At 77.5% G+C, this 21,161-nt stretch carries 20 protein-coding genes; 15 read left to right on the forward strand and 5 right to left on the reverse strand.

Features of this window, described 5'->3' with window-relative positions:
* The first annotated feature begins 106 nt into the window (after window positions 1–106).
* From J3P29_RS19200 to J3P29_RS19215, 4 genes are all read left to right on the forward strand, one after another.
* Entirely contained in the window at window positions 107–1,525 is a 1,419-nt protein-coding gene (locus J3P29_RS19200; RefSeq protein WP_210495993.1) for a hypothetical protein, read from the forward strand.
* Window positions 1,526–1,599: 74 nt separating this feature from the next.
* The gene (locus J3P29_RS19205; protein WP_210495995.1) at window positions 1,600–1,770 is read left to right on the forward strand and encodes a hypothetical protein; all 171 of its coding nucleotides are present in this window, start codon (window positions 1,600–1,602) and stop codon (window positions 1,768–1,770) included.
* A gap of 76 nt (window positions 1,771–1,846) precedes the next feature.
* The gene (locus J3P29_RS20215; protein WP_210495996.1) at window positions 1,847–2,428 is read left to right on the forward strand and encodes a TetR/AcrR family transcriptional regulator; all 582 of its coding nucleotides are present in this window, start codon (window positions 1,847–1,849) and stop codon (window positions 2,426–2,428) included.
* Window positions 2,425–3,027: a TetR/AcrR family transcriptional regulator gene (locus J3P29_RS19215; protein WP_210495997.1), complete on the forward strand. Its 603-nt coding sequence runs from the start codon at window positions 2,425–2,427 to the stop codon at window positions 3,025–3,027. The genes J3P29_RS20215 and J3P29_RS19215 overlap by 4 nt, the downstream gene beginning before the upstream one ends.
* Window positions 3,028–3,078: 51 nt before the next feature.
* Here J3P29_RS19215 and J3P29_RS19220 read toward each other — a convergent pair whose 3' ends face one another.
* Window positions 3,079–3,615 (reverse strand): cysteine hydrolase family protein, encoded by a 537-nt coding sequence (locus J3P29_RS19220; protein ID WP_210495998.1) that lies wholly within the window; start codon window positions 3,613–3,615, stop codon window positions 3,079–3,081.
* 287 nt (window positions 3,616–3,902) lie between these two features.
* On the opposite strand from J3P29_RS19220, the gene J3P29_RS19225 reads away from it, so the two are divergent.
* Entirely contained in the window at window positions 3,903–5,549 is a 1,647-nt protein-coding gene (locus J3P29_RS19225) for a PucR family transcriptional regulator (RefSeq protein WP_210496000.1), read from the forward strand.
* A gap of 49 nt (window positions 5,550–5,598) precedes the next feature.
* Here J3P29_RS19225 and J3P29_RS19230 read toward each other — a convergent pair whose 3' ends face one another.
* Window positions 5,599–6,087: a pyridoxamine 5'-phosphate oxidase family protein gene (locus J3P29_RS19230; protein WP_210496001.1), complete on the reverse strand. Its 489-nt coding sequence runs from the start codon at window positions 6,085–6,087 to the stop codon at window positions 5,599–5,601.
* Between the two features lie 91 nt (window positions 6,088–6,178).
* Between J3P29_RS19230 and J3P29_RS19235 the strand changes: the two genes are divergently transcribed.
* The 4 genes from J3P29_RS19235 (at window position 6,179) to ald (ending at window position 11,427) form a co-directional block, all read left to right on the forward strand.
* Window positions 6,179–7,102, forward strand: coding sequence for an AraC family transcriptional regulator (locus J3P29_RS19235; protein WP_210496002.1), 924 nt, complete (start codon window positions 6,179–6,181; stop codon window positions 7,100–7,102).
* Window positions 7,103–7,307: 205 nt separating this feature from the next.
* Window positions 7,308–8,825 (forward strand): CoA-acylating methylmalonate-semialdehyde dehydrogenase, encoded by a 1,518-nt coding sequence (gene mmsA, locus J3P29_RS19240; RefSeq protein ID WP_210496003.1) that lies wholly within the window; start codon window positions 7,308–7,310, stop codon window positions 8,823–8,825.
* Window positions 8,826–8,842: 17 nt separating this feature from the next.
* A complete protein-coding gene (locus tag J3P29_RS19245) occupies window positions 8,843–10,330 on the forward strand; it encodes an aminotransferase class III-fold pyridoxal phosphate-dependent enzyme (protein WP_210496004.1) in 1,488 nt (495 codons plus the stop codon).
* Window positions 10,330–11,427, forward strand: a complete 1,098-nt coding sequence (ald, locus tag J3P29_RS19250) for an alanine dehydrogenase (RefSeq protein ID WP_210496006.1) — start codon at window positions 10,330–10,332, stop codon at window positions 11,425–11,427. The genes J3P29_RS19245 and ald overlap by 1 nt, the downstream gene beginning before the upstream one ends.
* Window positions 11,428–11,536: 109 nt before the next feature.
* Here the strand turns inward: ald and J3P29_RS19255 are convergent, their stop codons facing one another.
* On the reverse strand, window positions 11,537–12,481 hold the full coding sequence (locus J3P29_RS19255; protein ID WP_210496008.1) for a cation diffusion facilitator family transporter: 945 nt from the start codon (window positions 12,479–12,481) through the stop codon (window positions 11,537–11,539).
* Window positions 12,482–12,763: 282 nt separating this feature from the next.
* Between J3P29_RS19255 and J3P29_RS19260 the strand changes: the two genes are divergently transcribed.
* The 3 genes from J3P29_RS19260 (at window position 12,764) to J3P29_RS19270 (ending at window position 16,259) form a co-directional block, all read left to right on the forward strand.
* Window positions 12,764–14,209: an aminobutyraldehyde dehydrogenase gene (locus J3P29_RS19260; RefSeq protein WP_210496010.1), complete on the forward strand. Its 1,446-nt coding sequence runs from the start codon at window positions 12,764–12,766 to the stop codon at window positions 14,207–14,209.
* 147 nt (window positions 14,210–14,356) lie between these two features.
* Window positions 14,357–15,469, forward strand: a complete 1,113-nt coding sequence (locus J3P29_RS19265) for a glycosyltransferase family 2 protein (RefSeq protein WP_210496011.1) — start codon at window positions 14,357–14,359, stop codon at window positions 15,467–15,469.
* A 136-nt stretch (window positions 15,470–15,605) separates the two neighbouring features.
* Window positions 15,606–16,259, forward strand: coding sequence for a hypothetical protein (locus tag J3P29_RS19270; RefSeq protein ID WP_210496013.1), 654 nt, complete (start codon window positions 15,606–15,608; stop codon window positions 16,257–16,259).
* 36 nt (window positions 16,260–16,295) lie between these two features.
* Here J3P29_RS19270 and J3P29_RS19275 read toward each other — a convergent pair whose 3' ends face one another.
* Window positions 16,296–16,859 (reverse strand): TetR/AcrR family transcriptional regulator, encoded by a 564-nt coding sequence (locus J3P29_RS19275; protein ID WP_210496014.1) that lies wholly within the window; start codon window positions 16,857–16,859, stop codon window positions 16,296–16,298.
* Window positions 16,860–16,988: 129 nt separating this feature from the next.
* On the opposite strand from J3P29_RS19275, the gene J3P29_RS19280 reads away from it, so the two are divergent.
* Window positions 16,989–17,900 carry an SDR family oxidoreductase gene (locus J3P29_RS19280; protein ID WP_210496086.1) on the forward strand — a complete coding sequence of 304 codons (912 nt, stop codon included), beginning with the start codon at window positions 16,989–16,991 and terminating at the stop codon, window positions 17,898–17,900.
* Between the two features lie 1,303 nt (window positions 17,901–19,203).
* Here J3P29_RS19280 and J3P29_RS19285 read toward each other — a convergent pair.
* Window positions 19,204–19,812 carry a glycerol-3-phosphate acyltransferase gene (locus J3P29_RS19285; protein ID WP_210496016.1) on the reverse strand — a complete coding sequence of 203 codons (609 nt, stop codon included), beginning with the start codon at window positions 19,810–19,812 and terminating at the stop codon, window positions 19,204–19,206.
* Window positions 19,813–19,814: 2 nt separating this feature from the next.
* Between J3P29_RS19285 and J3P29_RS19290 the strand changes: the two genes are divergently transcribed.
* Window positions 19,815–20,522: a hypothetical protein gene (locus tag J3P29_RS19290; RefSeq protein WP_210496017.1), complete on the forward strand. Its 708-nt coding sequence runs from the start codon at window positions 19,815–19,817 to the stop codon at window positions 20,520–20,522.
* A 20-nt stretch (window positions 20,523–20,542) separates the two neighbouring features.
* The gene (locus J3P29_RS19295; protein ID WP_210496019.1) at window positions 20,543–21,088 is read left to right on the forward strand and encodes a NucA/NucB deoxyribonuclease domain-containing protein; all 546 of its coding nucleotides are present in this window, start codon (window positions 20,543–20,545) and stop codon (window positions 21,086–21,088) included.
* The last annotated feature ends 73 nt before the right edge of the window (window positions 21,089–21,161 follow it).

Consider the following 21,161-nt stretch of genomic DNA (forward strand, 5'->3'; position numbering starts at 1 on the left):
CGCGGCGGACGCGCCGCTCGCGGACGGCCGCGAGCGGCGACCGATGCCGGTGTACGGTGCAGGGCGTCCCCGCCGCGCCGCGGCGCCCCGCACCGCCAGGAGCCGCATGCCCCGCCCCGTCCGCGTCCGTCGGCGCCCCGTTCCCGCGCCCGCAGCCGCCACCGTCCTGATCGCGACGGCCGCCGTCGCCGCCCTCGCGACGCCAGCGCACGCCGACGTCGCGCAGCTGCGCGTCACCGAGCCCGGCGACCCGACCGAGCTCAGCACCGTGCTCATCGCCGTGTCGACCCCGGCCGGCGCCACGCGGACGCTGCCGCCGCTGTCCTTCGCCGGGCGCCCGGGCGGCGTGGTGCCCTCGCCCGACGGCCGCCTCCTCGTCCTCCTGCCCGAGCAGGACGACGACGACGGCATCGCCCTGCTCGTGCCGACCGCCGGCGGGCCCGCGCGGCCGCTGGCCACGCCCCCTGGCGTCACGGTCGCGCCGCCGTGGTCGCACGTCTCCTGGTCCGTCGACGGCACCGAGGTGCTGGTGGGCAACGCGCCGCGCGTGGTGCCGCCGCCCGGTGTCGCCGCGGACGCGCCCGAGGCCCGCGACGGCACGCTCTCGTGGACGGCGCTGCGGTGCCCGATCGCGACCGCCGCGTGCGCCGAGCTGCCGGGACCGGCCGGCGAGGCGGTCGGGGTGCCCGGGGGCGCGCTCGTCAGCTCGTCGGTCCTGTCGCTGCTCCCGGCGGAGTACGTGTTCGCGGGCATCGGCGACACGCCGGTCCCCACGTGGGTGCGGCCGAGGAGCGCCTGGGGCCGCCTGATCCGCGGCATCCACAGCGACCCGCGCGTGGCGGCGACCCACCTGGAGGGCCCCGCGCCGCGGACCGTCGCCGGGGTCACGCGCGCGGCGGCCGCCGGGCTGCCCGTCACCATGGGGCTCGTCGGCGGCCCGTCCGGCGCGGTGGGCTACCGCTACGGGTTCCGGACCACCATGCGGCGGCGTGCGGGCCGCATCCGGCTGGACACCCACGAGTCGGGGCCGCGGCTGCTGACCGTCGCGGCCGACGGCAGCGCCCGCGTGACCGCCCTGCCCCGGATCCGGGTCACGCGGCGCGACCTGCACGTGGACGTGCCCCGCCGACCGCAGCGATTCCGCTTCGTCCCCGCGCTGGGCCTGCCCGACGGGCGCGGCTGGCTGGGCTACGCCGACCTGCGGCCGGAGGGCCTGGTGCCGCGGGGGCCGGTCCTGGCGGCGCTGGGGGTCGACGGCCGCGCCCGCGCGCTACGGGTGGGAGGCCGCGCCGCCACGGCGCGCACGATCGTCCGTGCGGCCCGCCGCGCCCCGCGCTTCGCGTACGTGGAGGACATGACGCTGGCGGGCTACGAGCGCGCGACGGGCCGGGTCGTCGTGCACATCCGGCTGGGACGCTCCGGGCGGGACGGCGCGCCGGACGACTTCGACGTGACGGCGCGCCTGCCGCTCGACGGCGGCGGCCGCCCCACCCTCTCGCGCGGGGCGGCGGACGCCGCCTGGTGACCGCCGGGCCCTTCCGTCCTCGCGCGGGCCGCGATACGGTCGCTCCCACCCGTCCGCGAGGAAGGATCCGCCCCGTGCCCTCCACCCTCCGTCTGATCGCCGCCGCCGTCGCGCTCGTCGCCGTCGCCGCCGTCGCCGTCCTGTCGAGCGTCGAGCGGGCCCTGCCGCTCGTCGTCGTGGCGCTCGTCGCGCTCCTCGCCCCCGTGCCGACCGTGCGGCGCGGAACGGGGCGCACCACCCGCTGACGCGGGATGACGCCCCCGCGGCGGTCGCCGCGCGCCGCGGGCGCCCGCCGGACGGCGGCCCGGCTACGCTCGCCGGGTGATCGCCGGCCCCTCCCCTGCGCCCTCGGCCGCGCCCGACGCGCCCCCGCGGGAGCGCATCCTCGCGGCCGCCACCGCGGTCATCCGCCGCGGCGGCGTGCGCGAGGTGCGGGTGCAGGCGGTGGCGGCCGCGGCCGGGGTGTCGACCCCGCTCGTCTACCACTACTTCGGCAACCGCGACGGGCTCGTGCGCGCCGCGCTGTCCGGCGTGGTGGGCGCCGCCGCGGAGCCCCCGTCCGGGCCGTCGCCCCGCGACCGCGTGCTGGCGCTCCTGGCGGGCGGCGTGGACGACGCCCCCGAGCGCCGCGCGGCGGCCGCGATGCGCAACGAGCTGGCGGCGTCGGCGCTCTTCGACCCCGAGCTCGCCGCGCTCCTGGCGGCGGACACGGCGCGGCGCGAGGCCGCCGTCGTGGCCGCGCTGGGCGGCGCCGTCGGCGGCCCGGACGACGCCGCGCTGGCGGCCCGTGGCCTGGTCGGCCTGGCCGACGGGCTCGTCGAGCGGTGGCTCGGGGGCCTGCTGCCGGCCGACCGGTTGCGCGCGCTGCTCGCCCGGGCCGTCGACGCGACGGTGGCTCCGTGAGCGACCCCGGCACCGCCCGCCAGCCCGAGGGCCGCCGCGCGCTGCTCGACGCCACGGCCGCGCTCGTGTCGGAGAAGGGCGTGCGCGGCCTCTCGCCCCGGGCGGTGGCGCGCCGCGCCGGCACGACCGCCGCGCTCGTCTACTACCACTTCGGGTCCGCGGCAGGCCTCGTCTCGGCCGCCCTGCACCACGCCAACGAGCAGGCGCCGTCCGTCACCCGCCTGCCGGGCCCGCCCGCCGGCCGGTCGGGGCGCGAGGCCCTGACCGACGCGCTCGAGGCGGAGTTCGACGACGACCCGCGCGTGCGCAACCTCAACGCCATCTGGAACGAGGTCGGCGCGCTGGCCGCGTTCGACCCGGCGCTGCGCGACGACCTGCGCGACGTGACGGACGCGTGGACGGCGACGGTCGCCGCGGGCGTCCGGCGCGGCGTCGCCGACGGCTCGGTGGCGGCCGACGTCGACGCCGACGAGGTCGCCGAGCTGCTGACGGGCGCGGTCGACGGCCTGAGCCAGCGCTGGCTCGCCGGAGCGCTGACGGCCGACGAGGCGCGTGCGGCGCTGCGGCCCCTGCTGGACGCGCTGCTGCCCCGGTCGTGAGGGGGCGCCGGCCCGCCGCGTCCGCCGGCGCCCGACCGCGGGCGCGCCCCGTCAGGCGATCTCGCTGGCGGGCGTGACCGTCGCGTAGGCCTGGCCGAGCGCGGCGACGAAGGCGGCGTGCACGTCCGCCCCGGCGACCCGCCGGCCGTCGTGCTCGAGGGCCGGCGCGGCGCACGCGTCCGGCACCAGCGTCATCCGGAAGCCCAGGTCGGCACCCGCGCGCGTCGTGGCGTCGACGCACATGCTCGTCATCATCCCCACGACGACGACCTCGTCGATGTCGAGCGCCCGCAGGCGCTGCTCCAGGTCGGTCCGCAGGAACGCGTTCGGCGCGTCCTTGCGGACCACGACCTCGCCCGCGGCCGGTCGCACCGCGTCCGCGATCTCGACGCCGGGCGTGCCCTCCTCGAGGAAGCCGGCGCCGGCCGGGCTGAGGTGCTGGACGTGGAGGACCGGGTCCCCGGCCGCCCGGAAGGTCTTGAGGACCCGGCCGGCGTTGGCGGCGGCCTCCTCCGGCCCCTCGAGCGGCATGGCACCGCCGGGGAAGTAGTCCCGCTGGATGTCGACGATGACGAGGGCGCGGCTCATCGGGCGACCGTACCGCGGCCGCGACGACCGCCCCCTGCCGGCGCGGCGCCACGCCCCCGGCGCGCCGCGGACGGGCGCGGCCGCGCGGCGCCCGCCCCCGGTCACGACGGTGGGCATCCCGCCCGGGTCGACGGGGCCGCCCTGCGGCTGGCCGGTCGGGACGTTGCGTCTGGCGCGCGGGGCGCGACAGCCTGTCCGCGGGCCGGCGACACCGTGTCGCGCCGCCGCGGTCCCCGGCTGGACGCTCTGCCCTTTACGCCGGGTCCTGATGCGGGCATCATGTGCGGGTGCCCACCGTCGGCTCCCTCCACGCCCCGCCCGCGCCGCTGGCGCCGCCCTCGCCGCGGATCACGGTCGCCGACGCCCTGGCCCTGCCCGTCCTGCGCCGCGGCCTGCCCGACGTGCTCGCGGGCGCCGAGCACCTGGACCGGCCGATCCGCTGGGTCCACGCCGGCGAGGTCTCGTACATCGCGTCGCAGCTGCGCGGCGGCGAGCTGCTGCTGACCACCGGCATGGGCATCGGCCGCCGGGCGGTCGACCAGCGGCGCTTCGTCGCCGGGCTCGCCGACCTGGGCCTGGCGGCCCTCGTCATCGAGCTGGGCATGACGTTCAGCGAGATCCCCGAGCCGCTGATCCAGGCGGCGCAGCAGCACGGCGTGCCGCTCGTGGCGCTCACGCGCGAGGTGCCGTTCGTCCACGTGACGGAGGCGATCCACACCGAGATCGTCAACGCCCACTACGCGATGCTGCGGCGCGGCGACGACGTGCAGCAGCGCCTGACGCAGCTGCTGCTCGACGGCCAGGGCATCCCCGAGGTGCTGCGCGCGACGGCCGAGACGATCGGCAACCCCGTCTTCCTCGAGGACGGCGACGGCCGCCTGCTCTTCCACGCCGGCACCCCCGCCGACGGCGTCGACGCGCTCGACGCGTGGAAGGCGTCCAGCCACGCGTCCGGGCGCGCGCCGTGGCGGGCGGGCCTGTCCGCCCCGGTGCCGCTCGGCCCGCACGGCAGCCCGGGGCGGCTGCTCGTGCTGCCCGTCGCCGGCCCCATGGACGAGATCGCCGAGATCGCGCTGCAGCGCGCCGCTGGCATCGTCGCCCTCGCGCTGCTGCGGGCGCGGCAGGAGGAGGAGCTGGTCGCCCGCGAGCGCGGCAACTTCCTCGTCGACCTGGCCGAGGGCCGCACCCCCGGGGCGCACGCCGAGCGGCAGGCCGGCTCGATCGGCTTCCGCCCGGCGGGCCGCCTGCTGCTGCCCGTCGCGGCCGAGACGACCGCCGCCGCGGGCAGCGCGTCCTGGAGCCTGGTGCTGCGCGACACCGGCGTCGAGCTCGAGGCGCACGGCCTGACCGTGCTCGCCGGTCAGCGCGACCGCGCCGGCCAGCTGCTGGCGCTCGTCGGCCTGCGCGACGCCGACGCCCGCGCGAGCACGGCCGACCTGGTGGCGAAGGCGATCCGCACGGCGGCGGACCGCCGCCTGGGCGCCGGCGAGATGCGGATCGCGGTCGGCGACGCCGCGGAGTGGGAGCGCATCGGCCCCGCGCTGCGCCTGACCGCCGAGACGGCCGCGAGCGCCGCCGCGCTGCCCGCCGCCCGCTGGCACGACGTCCGCGACCTCGAGCTGCAGCGCCTCTTGTGGCGGTGGCGCGACGACCGCGAGCTGCGCGCCTTCGTGCTGCGCCGCCTGGGCCCGCTGCTCGAGCACGACCGCCGCCGCAAGCACCAGCTGCTGCCGACCCTCGAGGCGCTGTGCTCCGGCGGCTGGCGCAAGGCCGAGGCGGCCCGCGCCCTGCACCTCAACCGCCAGGCGCTCTACAACCGCCTGACCCGCATCGAGGAGCTGCTGGGCGTCGACCTGGGCGACCCGGAGCAGACGCTCACGCTGCACCTGGCGCTCCGCGCGCTGCCGTACGTGGGGCCGGACGCGCAACGCTGAGCCCGGCGGCGGGCGGGCCGACCCCGAGCGACGCCGGCCCCGCCGGCGCTCACCTCCGCGCGAGCGTCCGCACGCCGCGCTCCGCCGTCCACGACGCGACGACGATCCCCTTCCCGTCGTCCGACATCCGCACCGTCGAGACCTCGCGCACCTCCAGACGGAAGAGGTGCAACGGCCCGGGCGGCGCGTGCGGGACGACGTGCGCGATCACGGCGGGGTCCTCGACCTCGACGGCCACGCCCGCGAGCTTCGCGTCGCCCACCCATCCCGGCGCGTCGCTGCCGGGCGGCGCCGGGTCGTCCGAGCCGCTGTGCAGGGCGAAGCGCGGGTCGCGGCGCAGGTCGAGCGCCTTGCGCGCCCGCCACATCGAGCCGATCCACAGCTCGCCGTCGGCCCACACCGTCTCGGTCCCCGAGATCCGCGGCGCCCCGTCGCGCCGGACGGTGGCGAGGGTCTTGTGGACGTGGGCGTCGAGGCGCTCGCGGGCGTCGGCGGCGAGCGCGGGCGCGGCGGCGGCGAAGGCGGACCAGGAGGGCATGGACCGAGGGTCGCGCGCGGCGCGGGCCGCGGCGAGCGGAAGGTCGAAAACGGTCAAGCGCCGCCGACCGCGGACGGGCAGGATGGGGGCCGTGGCGGACCGGCTGCGCGACCTCCTCGACCTCGTCCTGGCCAGCCTGGACGACCGCGCCGACGGCGTCGAGCTGGCGCGCCGCGCGGCGTTCTCGCGCGATCACCTCGACCGGCTGCTCGCGGCGGCGACCGGCGAGACGCCGATCGCCCTGCGGCGCCGGCTGCTGCTCGAACGCGCCGCGTGGCAGCTGCGCGGCGGCGCCGCCGTGGCCGACGTCGCGGGCCCCGCCGGCTACGGCTCGGCGGCGGCGTTCACCCGCGCGTTCGGCCGCGCCTACGGCCGCACGCCCACGGCCTTCGTCCGCGTGGGCGCCCCCGTCGACCTGCCGGCGCCCAACGGCATCCACTTCCACCCGCCGGCCGGCCTGCTGCTGCCGCGGGGCCGGGACGCCTCGCCCGCGGCCCGCCGCGCGCCCGCCCCGGTCGGCGACCTGACCGAGCGGCTCCTGCGCCACCACCTGGAGCGCTCCCGCGACCTGCTGGCCCTCGCCGCGGCGCTGCGGCCGGCGGACCGCGAGCGCCCGCTGCGCCCCGGGCTGGTCGTCATGGACCTCGAGGGGCCCGAGCCCTCCGCCGGCCTGATGGCCGAGCGGCTCGTCGGCACGCTCGAGGTGTGGACCGCGGCGCTCGCCGGGGAGGAGGAGCCGGCGCGCGAGGGGCCGCTCCTGTCCCGGTTCGACGCGGTCGCTCCGGCGTTCGCCGCCCACGCGCGCCGGATCCGCGACGACGGCGCCTGGGACGACGCGTTCGTCGACGCCCTCTGCGAGCCGCCGCAGGCGTTCACCTACGGCGGCGTGCTCGCGCACGTGCTGACGTACGGCGCGGTCCGACGGGAGGCGCTCGCCGCGGTCCTGGCCGAGCTCGGCGCCCCGGTGCCCGACACGGCCGACCCGATCCTGTGGGAGCAGGGGCTCCGGCGCTGAGCGGACGGTCCGTCGCCGTCCCCCGCGACGACGGCCGCGGGGGCGCGACAGTCCGTCCACCCGCCCGGGCCGAGTCACGACGGCCTGCCGGTGGCCCGGCCCCCCGCCCCTCGGGCACGCTGGACAGGACGCGGGCCGCCTCGCCCGCCGCCGTCCGGCGCCCCCGCGCGCCGCCGTTCCCCCGACCGCCGGAGACCGCCGCCGCATGACCGACACCGTCGCCCCGTCCGCCGTCCGCACGCTGCAGCAGTACATCGGCGGGCAGTGGACCCCGTCGAGCGCGTCCGAGACCCTCGACGACCGCAACCCCGCCACCGGCGAGCTGCTCGCCCGCGTGCCGCTGGGCTCGAAGGCGGACGTCGACGCCGCCGTCCGCGCCGCCGCCGAGGCCCAGGTCGCCTGGCGCCGCACCGCGCCGCAGGTCCGCGCCCGCGCCCTCTACCGCCTGCGCGACGTCCTCGACCAGCACCGCGACGAGCTCGCCGCGCTGGTCACGCAGGACATGGGCAAGACGCTCGACGACGCGGCGGCCGAGGTCGGCCGCGGCATCGAGTCCGTCGAGGCCGCGATGGCCGCCCCGCACCTGCTCAAGGGCCAGAACCTCGAGGGCATCGGCACCGGCGTGGACGTCGAGTCCTTCCGCCAGCCCATCGGCGTCGTCGCCGCCATCACGCCGTTCAACTTCCCGGCGATGATCCCGATGTGGTTCCTGCCCTTCGCGCTCGCGACCGGCAACGGCTTCGTCCTCAAGCCCTCCGAGCAGGTCCCGCTGACCGCCGAGCGCTACGTCGAGCTGATCGAGGGCATCGAGGAGATCCCGAAGGGCCTGGTCAACCTGGTCCACGGCGCGCACGACGCCGTCAACGGCATCCTGGAGCACCCCGGCATCGGCGCCGTCTCGTTCGTCGGCGCGGCCAAGACGGCCCGCTACGTCGCCACCCGTGCCACGGAGCACGGCAAGCGCGTCCAGGCCCTCGGCGGCGCGAAGAACGCGTTCATCGTCCTGCCCGACGCCGACCCGAAGACGATGGCCGGCGGCATCATCGGCTCGGCCTTCGGCGCCGCGGGCCAGCGTTGCATGGCCGGCTCCGTCGCCGTGCTCGTCGGCACGCAGGAGCAGCAGGACGCGCAGCTGGAGCGCATCGTCGAGGCCGCCCGCGCGCTGCGCTCGGGCCCCGGCGACGACCCGCAGACCGACGTCTGCCCCGTCGTCTCCTCCGACGCCCGCACGCGGCTGGTCGGCGAGATCGACGCCGCCGAGCGCGACGGCATCCAGGTCGTCCTCGACGGCCGCACCGCCGACCCGGGGCAGGGCCAGGCCAACCTGGGCCCGACGATCCTCGACGGCGTGCCGCAGGGGCACCGCGTCGCCACCGAGGAGCTCTTCGGGCCGGTCCTCTCCGTCGTCCGCGCGAAGGACCTGGACGAGGCCCTCGCGTTCACGAACGCGTCGCGCTATGGCAACTCGACCATCCTCTTCACCGAGTCCGGCGGCGCCGCCCGCGAGTTCCGCTACCGCGCCGAGAGCGGCATGCTCGGCGTCAACGTCGGCGTCGCCGCCCCGATCGCGTGGATGCCCTTCGGCGGCTGGAAGGACTCCATCGACGCCGACCTGCACGCCAACGGCGAGGACGGCTTCCGCTTCTACACCCGCACGAAGATCGTCACGACCCGCTGGAGCGGGACGTCCACCACCCCGACCACCGGCGGCATGCGCTACTAGCGCCGCCAGGAGCACCCATGGCCACCATCCCCACCACGGAGCACGACGAGCTCCAGCGCTCCGCCCGGGAGCACCTCCTCCTGCACTTCACGAAGCAGGCCGCCGCCTACGGCGACGCCGCCGGCGGCCAGGAGGAGCAGGACGGCATCGGCGGTCCGACCTCGGGTACGGCGACGTCCGACCTGCTCGTGCTCGAGCGCGGCGAGGGCCCGTACGTCTTCGACACCACGGGCCAGCGCCACATCGACGCGCTGTCGAGCCTCTTCTGCTCGCAGATCGGCTACTCGTACGGCGAGGAGTTCTCGGCCGCGATCGCCGGCCAGCTCTCCACGCTGCCGTTCAACACGAACTGGAACACGGCGCACCCCGCGGCCATCCGCCTGGCCGAGGCGCTCGCCGAGCGCGCCCCGGGCGACCTGAACCACGTCTTCTTCACGAACGGCGGCTCGGAGTCCGTCGAGTCGATGTGGAAGATGGCCGTCGAGCACTTCCGCGCGAAGGGCCAGCCCCAGCGCCTGAAGGCGATCGCCCGCAAGAACGCGTACCACGGCGTCACGCTCGGGGCCCTGTCGTTCACCGGCGTCCCGGGCTACAAGGACGGCTTCGGCACCCCGCCGATCGACGTCACGCACGTGTCGAACACGAACGCCTTCCGCGGCAAGCGCGACGGCGAGGACGACGCGGCCTTCCGCGACCGCCTGCTGCAGGAGGTGCGCGACGCGATCGCCGCCGCCGGCGCCGACGAGGTCGCGGTCATCATCGCCGAGCCGGTCCAGAACGCCGGCGGCTGCCTGACGCCGCCCGAGGGCTACTGGAAGGGCCTGCGCGAGATCGCCGACGAGCACGGCATCCTGCTCGTCGCCGACGCCGTGATCTGCGGCTTCGGCCGCCTGGGCAACTGGCTCGGCATCGAGCACGAGGGCGTCGTCCCCGACATGGTCACGACCGCGAAGGGCATCACCTCCGCGTACGTGCCCGGCGGCGCCGTGTTCGTGAGCGACAAGGTCGCCGAGGGCCTCTTCGACCCCTCGACGGTCCTGCGCCACGGCATCACCTTCGGCGGCCACCCCGTCATGGCGGCGGCGGCCCTGAAGAACATCGAGATCTTCGAGCGCGACGGCGTCCTGGAGAACGTCCGCGCCCTCGAGCCGCACCTGAAGGAGCGGATGGAGACCCTGCTGGACCTGCCGATCGTCGGCGACGTCCGCGGCAAGGGCTTCTTCTGGGCCGTCGAGCTCGTGAAGGACGAGGCGAACGCCACGTTCTCCAAGGACGAGCGCGACGACCTGCTGCGCGGCTTCCTGCCGAAGGCGATGCGCGAGGCCGGGATCATCGCCCGCGCCGACGACCGCGGCGACTCCGTCCTGCAGATCGCCCCGCCCCTCATCGCCGACGCGGCGCTGCTCGACGAGATCGTCGACGGCCTGCGCCGGATCCTGACCGCCGCCGGCGAGCACATGGGCCTCGCCGGCACCACCACCCCCACCACCACGGAGACCATCTGATGCGCGTTGGCGTCGTAACCGAGATCAAGCCGGCCGAGCGCCGGGTCGCCCTGACGCCCGCGGGCGCGCTCGAGCTGACCGAGGCCGGCCACGAGGTCCTCGTCCAGGCCGGTGCCGGCGTGGGCTCGGGCTTCGCGGACCAGGCGTACGTCGCCTCGGGCGCCCGCATCGTCGACGAGGCGAAGAGCGTTTGGGGCGAGAGCGAGCTGCTCCTGAAGGTCAAGGAGCCGATCAAGCCCGAGTACGAGCTCCTGAACAAGGACGCCACGCTCTTCACGTACCTGCACCTGGCCGCCGACGCGCCGCTGACGGAGGCGCTCGTCGCCAACGGCACGAACGCCATCGCGTACGAGACGGTCGTCGGCCCGAAGGGCGGCCTGCCGCTCCTGGCCCCGATGTCCGAGGTCGCGGGCCGCCTGGCCGCGCAGGCCGGCGCGTACTTCCTGCAGGCCCCGCTCGGCGGCCGCGGCGTGCTGATCGGCGGCGTCCCGGGCGTCGCCCCGGCGCGCGTCGTCGTCATCGGCGGCGGCGTCGTCGGCACGAACGCCGCCCGCGTGGCGGTCGGCATGGGCGCCGAGGTCACGATCCTCGAGCGCTCCATCCCGCGCCTGATCGAGCTGGAGCAGTACTTCGAGGGCCGCGCGCGCGTCCTCATGAGCGACCCGCTGACGCTCCGCGAGGAGGTCAGCCACGCCGACGTCGTCATCGGCGCGGTCCTCGTCGCCGGCGCCGCGGCGCCGAAGCTCATCTCGCGCGAGATGCTCGCCGACATGCGCAAGAACGCGGTCATCGTCGACGTGGCGATCGACCAGGGCGGCTGCGCCGAGACGTCGACCCCGACGACGCACGGCGACCCGACCTACGTCGTCGACGACGTCCTGCACTACTGCGTGGCGAACATGCCGGGCGCCGTGCCCGCGACGTCGACCCGCGCGCTGACGAACGCGACCCTGCCCTACGTCAAGGCGCTCGCCAACGGCGTCGACGAGGCCCTGGCGGCCGACCCGGGCCTGCAGTCCGGCGTGAACGTCCGCGGCGGCGAGATCCTCGTGCCGGCCGTGGCCGAGGCCCTCGAGGCCTCCCGCTCCGCCGCCTGAGCGGCGGGGTCCGTCCGCGGACCCCGCGACGCCGCGCCGCTCCGACGCCCGTCCGCCGCAGGACGGGCTGCCGGGGCGGCGTTCGTCGTTCTGGAGGCTTCCCCTCCGCTCACCCGCGGTCGCTGCGGTCCAGCTGCGCGTCGGCGAACGACGCGGGGTCCTCGAGCGGCTCGAGGTGCGTCGTGATCGTCACGGGCTCGAGGGGCGGGCGCAGGTCGCGCTCGAGCTCCTCGACCAGGTCGTGCCCGCGCTGCACCGTCCACGCACCGGGCACGAGGACGTGCACCGAGACGAACGCCCGCTGGCCCGAGCGGCGGGTGCGCAGCGCGTGGAAGCGCACGTCGTCCGAGGTGTAGCTGCGCAGGGTGCGCTCGATGCCCGCCAGCTCCTCGCCGTCGAGCGCCCGGTCCATCAGGCCGTCGGCGGAGCGGCGCACCAGCCCCACGCCCGCCACGACGATGTTGACCGCCACGGCGAGCGCCACGAGCGGGTCGAGCGCCTGCCACCCGGTGAGCGCCACGAGCGCGACGCCGACGACGACGCCGGCCGACGTCCACACGTCGGTCAGCAGGTGCTTGCCGTCCGCCTCGAGCGTGAGCGACCGGTCGCGCCGGCCGGCGGTGACCAGCAGGCGCCCCACCACGAGGTTGAGCAGCGACGCGAGCACCGAGACCGCCACGCCGACCCCGACGTCGGTGACGGCGGACGGGTGCAGCAGGCGGTCGATCGCCGTGAAGCCGATCGTCGCCGCGGCGACCAGGATCAGCGTGCCCTCGATGCCGGCGGCCAGGTAGTTGGCCTTCTCGTGGCCGTAGGCGTGCTCCTCGTCCGCGGGCCGCGCCGCCCACACGACGGCGACCAGGCCCACCGACGCGCCGACGAGGTTGACGATCGACTCGGCGGCGTCCGACAGCAGGCCCACCGAGCCGGTCAGCGCCCACGCGCCGGTCTTCAGCGCGATCGTCGCCACCGCCGTCGCGATCGACAGCACCATCAGGCGCCGCAGGCGGCGGTCGCGCTCCGCGGCGGGGGTCACGGCGTCGGGGGCGGCCATGGGGCCGCGCAGGCTAGCCGTCCCGCCGGGGTGCGGCGGTCTCCCGCGCACCCCCGAACCGGGTTGTGGCGCGGCCGACTTCGGGCTTGGCCGCAGCCCCGGACCGCGATCCCCACGCGACCGGACGGCCGTCACACGACCCTGGCCACTCCGTCCACCCGGCGCGGGCAACCTCAGGCCTTCTGTCGGGTTCCCGCTCGCCCGCCCAGCGCCGATACTGGGCCCAACGTCCGAGAGGTGCGCCCGCCGCGGCGCCCGCGACCCCACCGGAGCCCCATCCGCATGAGCACCACCGAGGTCATCACGCTCAAGAACCTCGTCGACGGCCAGCTCGTCGACGCCACCACCGGCGAGTACGAGGACGTCCTCGACCCGGCGACGGAAGAGGTCATCGCGCGCATGCCGCTGGGTGGCCCCGCGGACGTCACCCGCGCCGTCGACGCGGCCGCCCGCGCCGCCCGCGACTGGGGCCGCACCACGCCCGCCGACCGCGCGCTGGCGATGCTGAAGCTGGCCGACCTGCTCGACGCGCACGCCGACGAGCTGACCGACCTGGAGTCGCGCGACGCCGGCAAGCCCCGCGCCGCGGCGGCCGAGGAGGTCGCGTCCTGCTCCGACCACCTGCGCTTCTTCGCCGGCGCCGCGCGCACCCTGCAGGGCCAGGCGACGGGCGAGTACACCGAGGGCTACACCTCGATGGTGCGCCGCGAGCCGATCGGCGTCGTCGGCCAGATCACGCCGTGGAACTACCCGCTCGCGATGGCGATGTGGAAGATCGGCCCGGCGCTGGCCGGCGGCAACACGATCGTCCTCAAGCCGTCCGAGCTGACGCCGCTGACGACCGTCCGCCTGGCCGAGCTGGCGAACGAGGTGCTGCCCGCCGGCGTCCTCAACGTCATCACCGGCCACGGCGTGCCCGTCGGCTCGGGCATCGTCACCGACCGCCGCGTGCGCCTGATCTCGCTGACCGGCTCGGTCGGCACCGGCAAGAAGATCGCCGCCGCCGCGGCCGAGACCCTCGCCATCGCCCACCTGGAGCTGGGCGGCAAGGCGCCCGTCGTCGTGCTGGACGACGCCGACGTCGACAAGGTCGTCGAGGGCCTGATGGTCGGCGGCCTGTACAACGCCGGCCAGGACTGCACCGCCGCCTGCCGCATCATCGCCACGCCCGGCGTGCACGACCGCCTGGTCGCCGCGCTCGTCCCGGCGATGGAGGCGCTGAAGGTCGGCGAGCCGCTCTCGTCCGACGACGTCGAGCTGGGGCCCGTCATCTCGGCCGCCCAGCGCGAGCGGGTGCTCGGCTTCGTCGCGCGGGCGGAGGAGGCCGGCGCGCAGATCCTCACCGGCGGGACGGCCGTCGGCGAGCGCGGCTACTTCGTGGCGCCGACGCTGGTCGGCGGCCCGGCCCAGGACAGCGAGATCGTCCAGCGCGAGGTCTTCGGCCCCGTCATGACGATCCAGCAGGCGACGGACGCGGAGCAGGCGCTCGAGTGGGCCAACGACACGGTCTACGGCCTGGCGGCGTCCGTCTGGAGCCGCGACGTCGGCACGACGATGCGCTTCGCCCGCGAGCTGAACTTCGGCTGCGTCTGGGTCAACGAGCACATGCCGTACATGTCCGAGATGCCCCACGGCGGCTTCGGCGAGTCCGGCTACGGCAAGGACCTGTCCGTCTACTCGCTCGAGGAGTACACGCGGATCAAGCACGTGATGGTCAACCTGGACTGAGGGAGGCGGGTCGAGCGGTCCCGGCGGGCCGCCCGGCCGCGATGACGCCGCGGCCCGGCCCCGGCCCCCGCGTGCGGGTCGCCGCGGCCGAACGACCGGCGCCCGGGCCCGCGGTCGCCGGCCGGCCCGCGCTGCGAGACTCCGCCGGTGCGCCGCCCCGCTCCCTACCCCGCCCTCCAGGCCGTCGTGGCGGTGGGGCTGCTGGGGCGGCTGGCCCGCGGCCGCCGGCGCCGCCCCCCGCTCCAGGCCCCGACCGGTCCCGCCGTCCGCGCCGCCGCCTCGACCGCCGCCCGGCGGTCCGCCCCCACGGTCTCCGTCGTGATCCCCGCCCGCGACGAGGCGGACCGCCTGGGCCCGTGCCTGGACGGCTTGCGCGGCATGGACGCCGAGGTGCTCGTCGTCGACGACCGGTCGACGGACGGCACCGCCGCGGTGGCCCGGGCCGGCGGCGCGCGGGTCGTGGCGGGCCGCGAGCTGCCCGCGGGGTGGCGCGGCAAGGCGTGGGCGCTCCAGCAGGGCCTGCGGGCGGCGACGGGCGACTGGGTCGTCTTCCTCGACGCCGACGTGCGTCCGCGGCCGGGCCTGGTGCCGGCCGTCGTCGCGGCGGCCGACGGGTTCGACGTGCTGAGCGCGGCGCCGCGGTTCGTCTGCGACGGCGCGGCCGAGCGCCTGCTCCACCCGGCGATGGCCGTCACGCTGCCGCTGCGCTTCGGCCCGACCGACGTGCCGGGCTGGCAGCCGCGGCCGTCGCGGGCGCTCGCCAACGGCCAGTGCCTCGTGGTGCGACGGGAGCCGTTCCTCGCGGCCGGCGGGTGGACGCGCGTGCGGGGCCACCTGACCGAGGACGTCGCGCTCGTGCGGGCCGTGCGGCGGGCCGGCGGCCGCGTGGGCTTCGCCGACGCCGTCGACCTGCTCGACGTGCGGATGTACCGCTCCGCGCGCGAGACGTGGACGGGCTGGGGTCGCTCCCTCATGGCCCCCGACGCGACGGCCCCGCTGGCGCAGGCGGCCGACGTCGCGACGCTGTGGGTGGCCATGGCCCTGCCCCTCCCCCGACTGCTCACCGGACGCGGATCCCCGTTCGACGCGCTGCTGCTCGCGCTGCGCCTGGCCCTGCACGGGGCGCTGGCGCGGTCGTACCGGCCGCGCGGCCTGCCGTTCTGGCTGGCGCCGCTCGCCGACCTGCCCGTGGTGGGCTGGCTGACGTGGCGGGCGGTGCGACCCGACCGGACGTGGCGCGGGCGCACGTACGAGGGGTGACGCCCGGCAGGCGCCGCCCCGCCCCCTCCGCACGGTGGCCGGACCGCCGACGCGCACGAGCGGCGGCGGTCCGCGGCGCGCCAACCGGACGTCCGCTCCGGCGCGGCGTCCCCCCGCCGGCTGCGAGGCTGCCCGCGTGCGAGGGCTCCGCGACATCCCCCGGCACCGCTGGCTCGTCGTCGCCGCGGTGTGGGCGGCCTGCGCGCTCGCGGCGGGAGTCTTCCTCCTGCTGGAGGGGCATCAGGGCGAGGTGCACCGACGGGCGAGCTGGACGCTGCTCGGCGTGGCCGACGGCGGGCGGAGCCTGCTCGTGCGCACGCCGGACCACGCCGCGTGCGAGCACCCCGAGATCCGTGCGTCGGAGCTGCCCGACGGCCGCATCTTCGTGCAGTCGTCCCTGGTGACCCCCGTCGGCACGTACGACTGCCTGCTCGCGCTCATCTCGGGCACGGTGGTGCGGCTGCGGCTCGGGCGCCCGGTGGACGGGCGGCCCGTGGTGGGTCCGCGCCGGCGTCCCCCGCAGCCGTACTTCGACGGCGAGCCGCCGGTCGGGCTCCGCCGTCCGGCGGCGCGCACGCCGCCGGAGGTGGCGGGCCTCCGCTTCCGCGACGCGCGGGCCGCCCTCTGCACCGCCGGCTTCCAGGCCGATCGGCGTGGCCCGGTCGACGGGATGACGATCGCCGTGTCGGCACCACGCGACCCGCGGCCGCAGGGCTCCCGGCCGGTTCCGCGGTGCACGGACGGCACGCTTCCGCGGGTGACGGTGCGCACGGCCGCCACCGGCGACTGACCGCCGGCCGGGGACGGCCTTCGCGGTGGTGCCGCCTCAGGCCGCGGCGACCGCGCGCAGCTCGTCGAGCGTGTCGCGCAGGACCTGCCGCAACGGGTCGCGGTCGTCCTCGGCCACCCAGCGCGAGAAGCCGACGCGGAAGACGGCGATCCCCGCCTCGGCCGCCAGCGCGGCGGCCGGGTCGCCGACGCCCCGGCGCCGCAGCGCCTGGGTCACGCCGTCGGCCATCGCGGCCAGCTTGATGAGCTCGCGCTCCTGCAGCTCGGGCGTGCTCTCGACGATGCGCATCCGCCAGGCCGCCGGTTCGCGTCGCGCCTCGAAGAGGTCCGCCGCGGCATCGAGCCCGGCCGCGATGGCGTCGAGGGCCGCGGCGGACTCCGGTGCGGCGATCACCGCGGCGACGAACCGCTCCAACAGCTCCTGCGAGCCGTCGAACAGCACCTCGCGCTTGTCGGCGTAGTGCCGGAAGAACGTGCGCTTGGTCAGCCCGGCGCGCTCGGCGATGTCCGCCACGGTCGTCGCCTCGTAGCCCCGCTCGTCGAAGAGCGCGAGGGCGGCCTGCCGCAGGCGGCCGGGCGCGTCGGGTTCCCATCGGGCCACGCCCCGAGTCTACGGATCGCGAACGCGATGACACCGGGTGACATCCATGCTAGCGTGATGACACCAAGCGACATCACCGCTCGGCGCACTCCCGCGCCGTGGGTCGTCGCCTCATCTGGAGGTCTCTCCATGCGCGTCTTCGTCACCGGTGCGTCCGGTCACATCGGGTCCGCCGTCGTCCCCGAGCTGCTCGGCGCCGGGCACCAGGTCGTGGGCCTGGCCCGCTCCGACCGCTCCGCCGCCGCCCTGCGCGCCGCCGGCGCCGAGGTCGTCCGCGGCGACCTCGACGACCTCGACGGCCTGGCCGCCGCGGCGGCCGCGGCCGACGGCGTCGTCCACCTGGCCTTCAAGCACGAGGAGCTGTACGCCGGCGACTACGCCGCCGCCACCGCGGCCGACCTGCGCGCGCTCGAGGCGCTGGGCGGCGCGCTCGCCGGCACGGGCAAGCCGTTCGTCAACACCGTCGGGACGCTCTCGCTGGGCATGGCCGGGATCACCGGCCGGCCCGGGACGGAGGCGGACGTCCTCGACGCCGGTCCCCGCATCGAGGCCGAGAACGCGACGATCGCCCTCGCCGACCGCGGCGTGCGCTCCGCGGTGGTCCGCCTGGCGCCGCTCGTCCACAGCACGCTCGACCGCGAGGGCTTCGGCCCGGCGATGATCCGGATGGCCCGCGAGCACGGCGCCGCGGCGTACGTCGGCGACGGCGCCAACCGCTGGCCCGCGGTCCACACCCTCGACGCCGCGCGCCTGTACCGCCTGGCGCTCGAGTCCGCCCCGGCCGGCTCCCGCCTGCACGGCGTCGCCGACGAGGGCGTCCCGTTCCGCGACATCGCCGCGGCCATCGGTGCCGGCCTGGGCCTGCCGGCCGTGAGCGTCGCGCCGGACGACGCCGCCGGCCACTTCGGCTTCCTCGCCGGCTTCGCGGTCGTCGACAACCCGGTCTCGAGCGCCGCGACGCGTGAGCTCCTGGGGTGGGAGCCGACCGGTCCGACCCTCCTCGCCGACCTGGCCGAGGGGCACTACTTCGCGGCGGCGTAGGCCGCGGGGCTCGCGAGCGACCCGGGACGGCCGGAGCCGGGGGGGGGGCTCGCGAGGGACCCCGGGCGGCCGGGGCGGCGGGGGAGCCGGAGAGGGCGAGGCGGCGGCGGGGGCCGGAGGCGGCAGCCGGGGCCGCGAGGCGGCGGCGGGGCCGCGAGGCGGCGGCGGGGCCGCAAGGCGGCGGCGGGGCCGCAAGGCGGCGGCGGGGCCGCAAGGCGGCGGCGGGACCGCGAGGCGCGGCGGCGGGGCCGGAGGCGGCAGCGGGGCCGCAAGGCGGCGGGCCGAGCGCGGACCGAGACCGCGAGACGCGGGTCAGGCGCGGACCGGATCCGCGTGACGGCCGGCCAGGCGCGGATCGAGCTCCCTAGACGGCGCCGGCGGCCGCCAGCGTGGGGCGGGACGCGCTGGTGCGGCGGATGTCCCGCGACGGTGGGGCGGAACGCGGTACTGCGGCGGATGTCCCGCGACGGTGGGGCGGAACGCGGTACTGCGGCGGATGTCCCGCGACGGTGAGGCGGAACGCGGTACTGCGGCAAATGTCCCGCGACGGTGAGGCGGAACGCGGTACTGCGGCAAATGTCCCGCGACGGTGAGGCGGAACGCGCTGGCGAGGCGGATGTCCCGCGACGGTGAGGCGGAACGCGCTGGCGAGGCGGATGTCCCGCGACGGTGAGGCGGAACGCGCTGGTGAGGCGGATGAGTGCGAGAGAGCAACGACATTCCGCCTCACCAGCGGGACGCGCCTCACCCCCGCCAGGCCCCGGCTCACCCCGGCCGAGACGCGCCTCGCCTGCAACCGGGACCCGCCTCACTGACGGCGCAGGACGCCTCGACGGACGCCGAGACCCGCCTCGCCCCGCCGACGCCAGTCCCCCGCGGGGCCCCTGCTGGCCGCGCCCCGCCCGTCGCCGGCCCCGGCTCGTCCCGTCCCGTCCGCGCCCCGCCCGTCGCCGGCCCCGGCTCGTCCCGTCCCGTCCTGGTCCCGCCCGTCACTTTCCCCGGCTCTCGTCCCGTCCCGGTCCCGCCCGTCACTTTCCCCGGCTCTCGTCCCGTCCCGGTCCCGCCCGTCACTTTCCCCGGCTCTCGTCCCGTCCCGGTCCCGCCCGTCACTTCCCCCGGCTCTCGTCCCGTCCGTCCTGGCCCCGCCCGTCACCGGCCCCGGCTCGCCCCGTCCCGTCCTGGCCCCGCCCGTCACTTCCCCCGGCTCTCGTCCCGTCCGGCCCCGCCCGTCGCCGTCCCCGGCTCGCCGCGTCCTGGCCCCGCCCGTCGCCGTCCCCGGCTCGCCCCGTCCTGGCCCCGCCCGTCACCGGCCCCGGCGCGCGTCCCGTCCCCGCCGGAGCCGCGCGGCCAGGAACAGCGCGCCGATGATCCCCATCAGCCCGCCCGTCGCGGCCACGCGCAGGTCGGGCGCGAAGGCCAGCTGGACGACCGGGAAGCCGAAGACCGCCACCCGGGCGCCGACCGCGAAGGAGCGGGCGAGCACCGACACGACGGCGCAGACCGCGAGCGCGATCGCCGCCGCCGGCAGGGAGAGCGCGAAGGCGCCGCCCGCGAACGTCATCACCGCCTTGCCGCCGCGGAACCGCGCGAAGACGGGCAGCGCGTGGCCGACCATCGCGGCGGCCACGCCCACGTACGCGCCGACGACGTCGGGCGAGCCCAGGCCCCCGGCGTCCCCGCCCGCCGCGCCGCCGAGCCACCACCCGATCGCGCCGGCCGCGGTGCCCTTCAGCCCGTCGCCGACGAACGCCGGCCACGCCCGCCGCGGGCCCAGCTGCTCGAGCGCGTTCCAGGCGCCCGGGTTGCCGTCGCCGACGGCGTACAGGTCGACCCCGTGCGCGCGACCGACCAGCAGGGCTGCTGGAATGGACCCCAACAGGTAGCCCGCGAGGGCGGCCAGAACGAACTCCATCCGTGCTCGCATCCTTCCACCTCGTCCGCTACCGGCGGGACTCCGCGCCCGAGGGGCTCTCCCGCATGGGCCTGGACCGGCCCGCGCTGCGCGGCACGCCGGGCCTGCGGTTCTGGAAGCTGCTCGGCACCGGGCGCGGGCGGACGATGACGCTGTCGGCCGACCTGCGGCGCTGGGCGCTCTTCGCGGTGTGGGAGGACGAGCGCGCGCTCGACGCGTTCCTCGCGGCCTCGCCCGTCGTCGCCCGCTGGGAGCGCCTGGCCGCCGAGCGCTACGACCTGGGGCTGCGGCCGGTCCGCGCGCACGGCGCCTGGTCGGGCGTGCCGCTGTTCGCCGACGCGCACGCGCGCCTCGAGCCCGACGCCCCCGTGGCCATCCTCACGCGCGCCGCCGTCCGCCCCCGCCGCCTCGTCCCCTTCTACCGCGCGATCGCGTCGCCGGCGAACGACCTGCTCGGCCAGCCCGGGCTGCTCGCGTCGGTCGGCATCGGGGAGTGGCCGGTGGCGCGGCAGGCGACGTTCTCGCTGTGGCGCACCCTGCCCGACGCCCAGGCGTACGCGTACCGGCGCGCCGACCACCGCGAGGTCGTGCGCCGCACCCGCGACGAGGGCTGGTACTCCGAGGAGCTGTTCGCCCGCTTCGCGCCGTTCCGCAGCGCGGGGACCTGGGGCGGCGTCGACCCGCTCGCGCCGGCCGGCACCGCCGCGTGATCCCGTTCCTGCCCCGCCCGGTGCGCACCGCGCGCCGGTGCCTCGTGCGCCTGCTCGTGCTCGCCGCGCTCGTCGTGGTCGGCGGCGGCGTGCTGACCGGACGGATCGACCACCTGGCCGGCGTGGACGTGCGCGACCTGCACGCCGGCGCGCTGTGGGACCGGCTGACCGGGACGGACGACGGAGCCGACGAGCGCGGGGACGCGCGCCGCGCCGGCGACCCGGCCGGCTGCCTCCGCACCCCCGGCGTGGTCCGCATCGGCCTGTCGAGCACGAGGTACCCCGAGGTGCGCGCCCACTGGGAGGCCGCGATCGCCCGCGGGCGGCCGCGCGTGCTGACGGTCCGTCGTCGGGGCGCGGCGGCCCGCCGGCGGGCGCTGCTGCGGGCCGTCCCGACCCGGCCGGGGTACGACCGCGACGAGTACCCGATGGCCGCCGCGCGCGCCGCCGTGGACGCCGACGTCGCCTACGTCGACAGCGCGCAGAACCGCGGCGCCGGCGCCGTCCAGGGCGCCAAGCTGCGCCGGTGGTGCTCCGGCCAGCGGTTCCGGGTCGTCTGGTACTAGCGGGCCCTCAAGTCCCGCCGCGCCGCGCCGAAGAACCGGGTGCGCCTCGCAGCGTATGCGCCGGGCCCGTGGC

This window comes from Patulibacter sp. SYSU D01012 (genome assembly GCF_017916475.1).
Lineage (GTDB): Bacteria > Actinomycetota > Thermoleophilia > Solirubrobacterales > Solirubrobacteraceae > Patulibacter.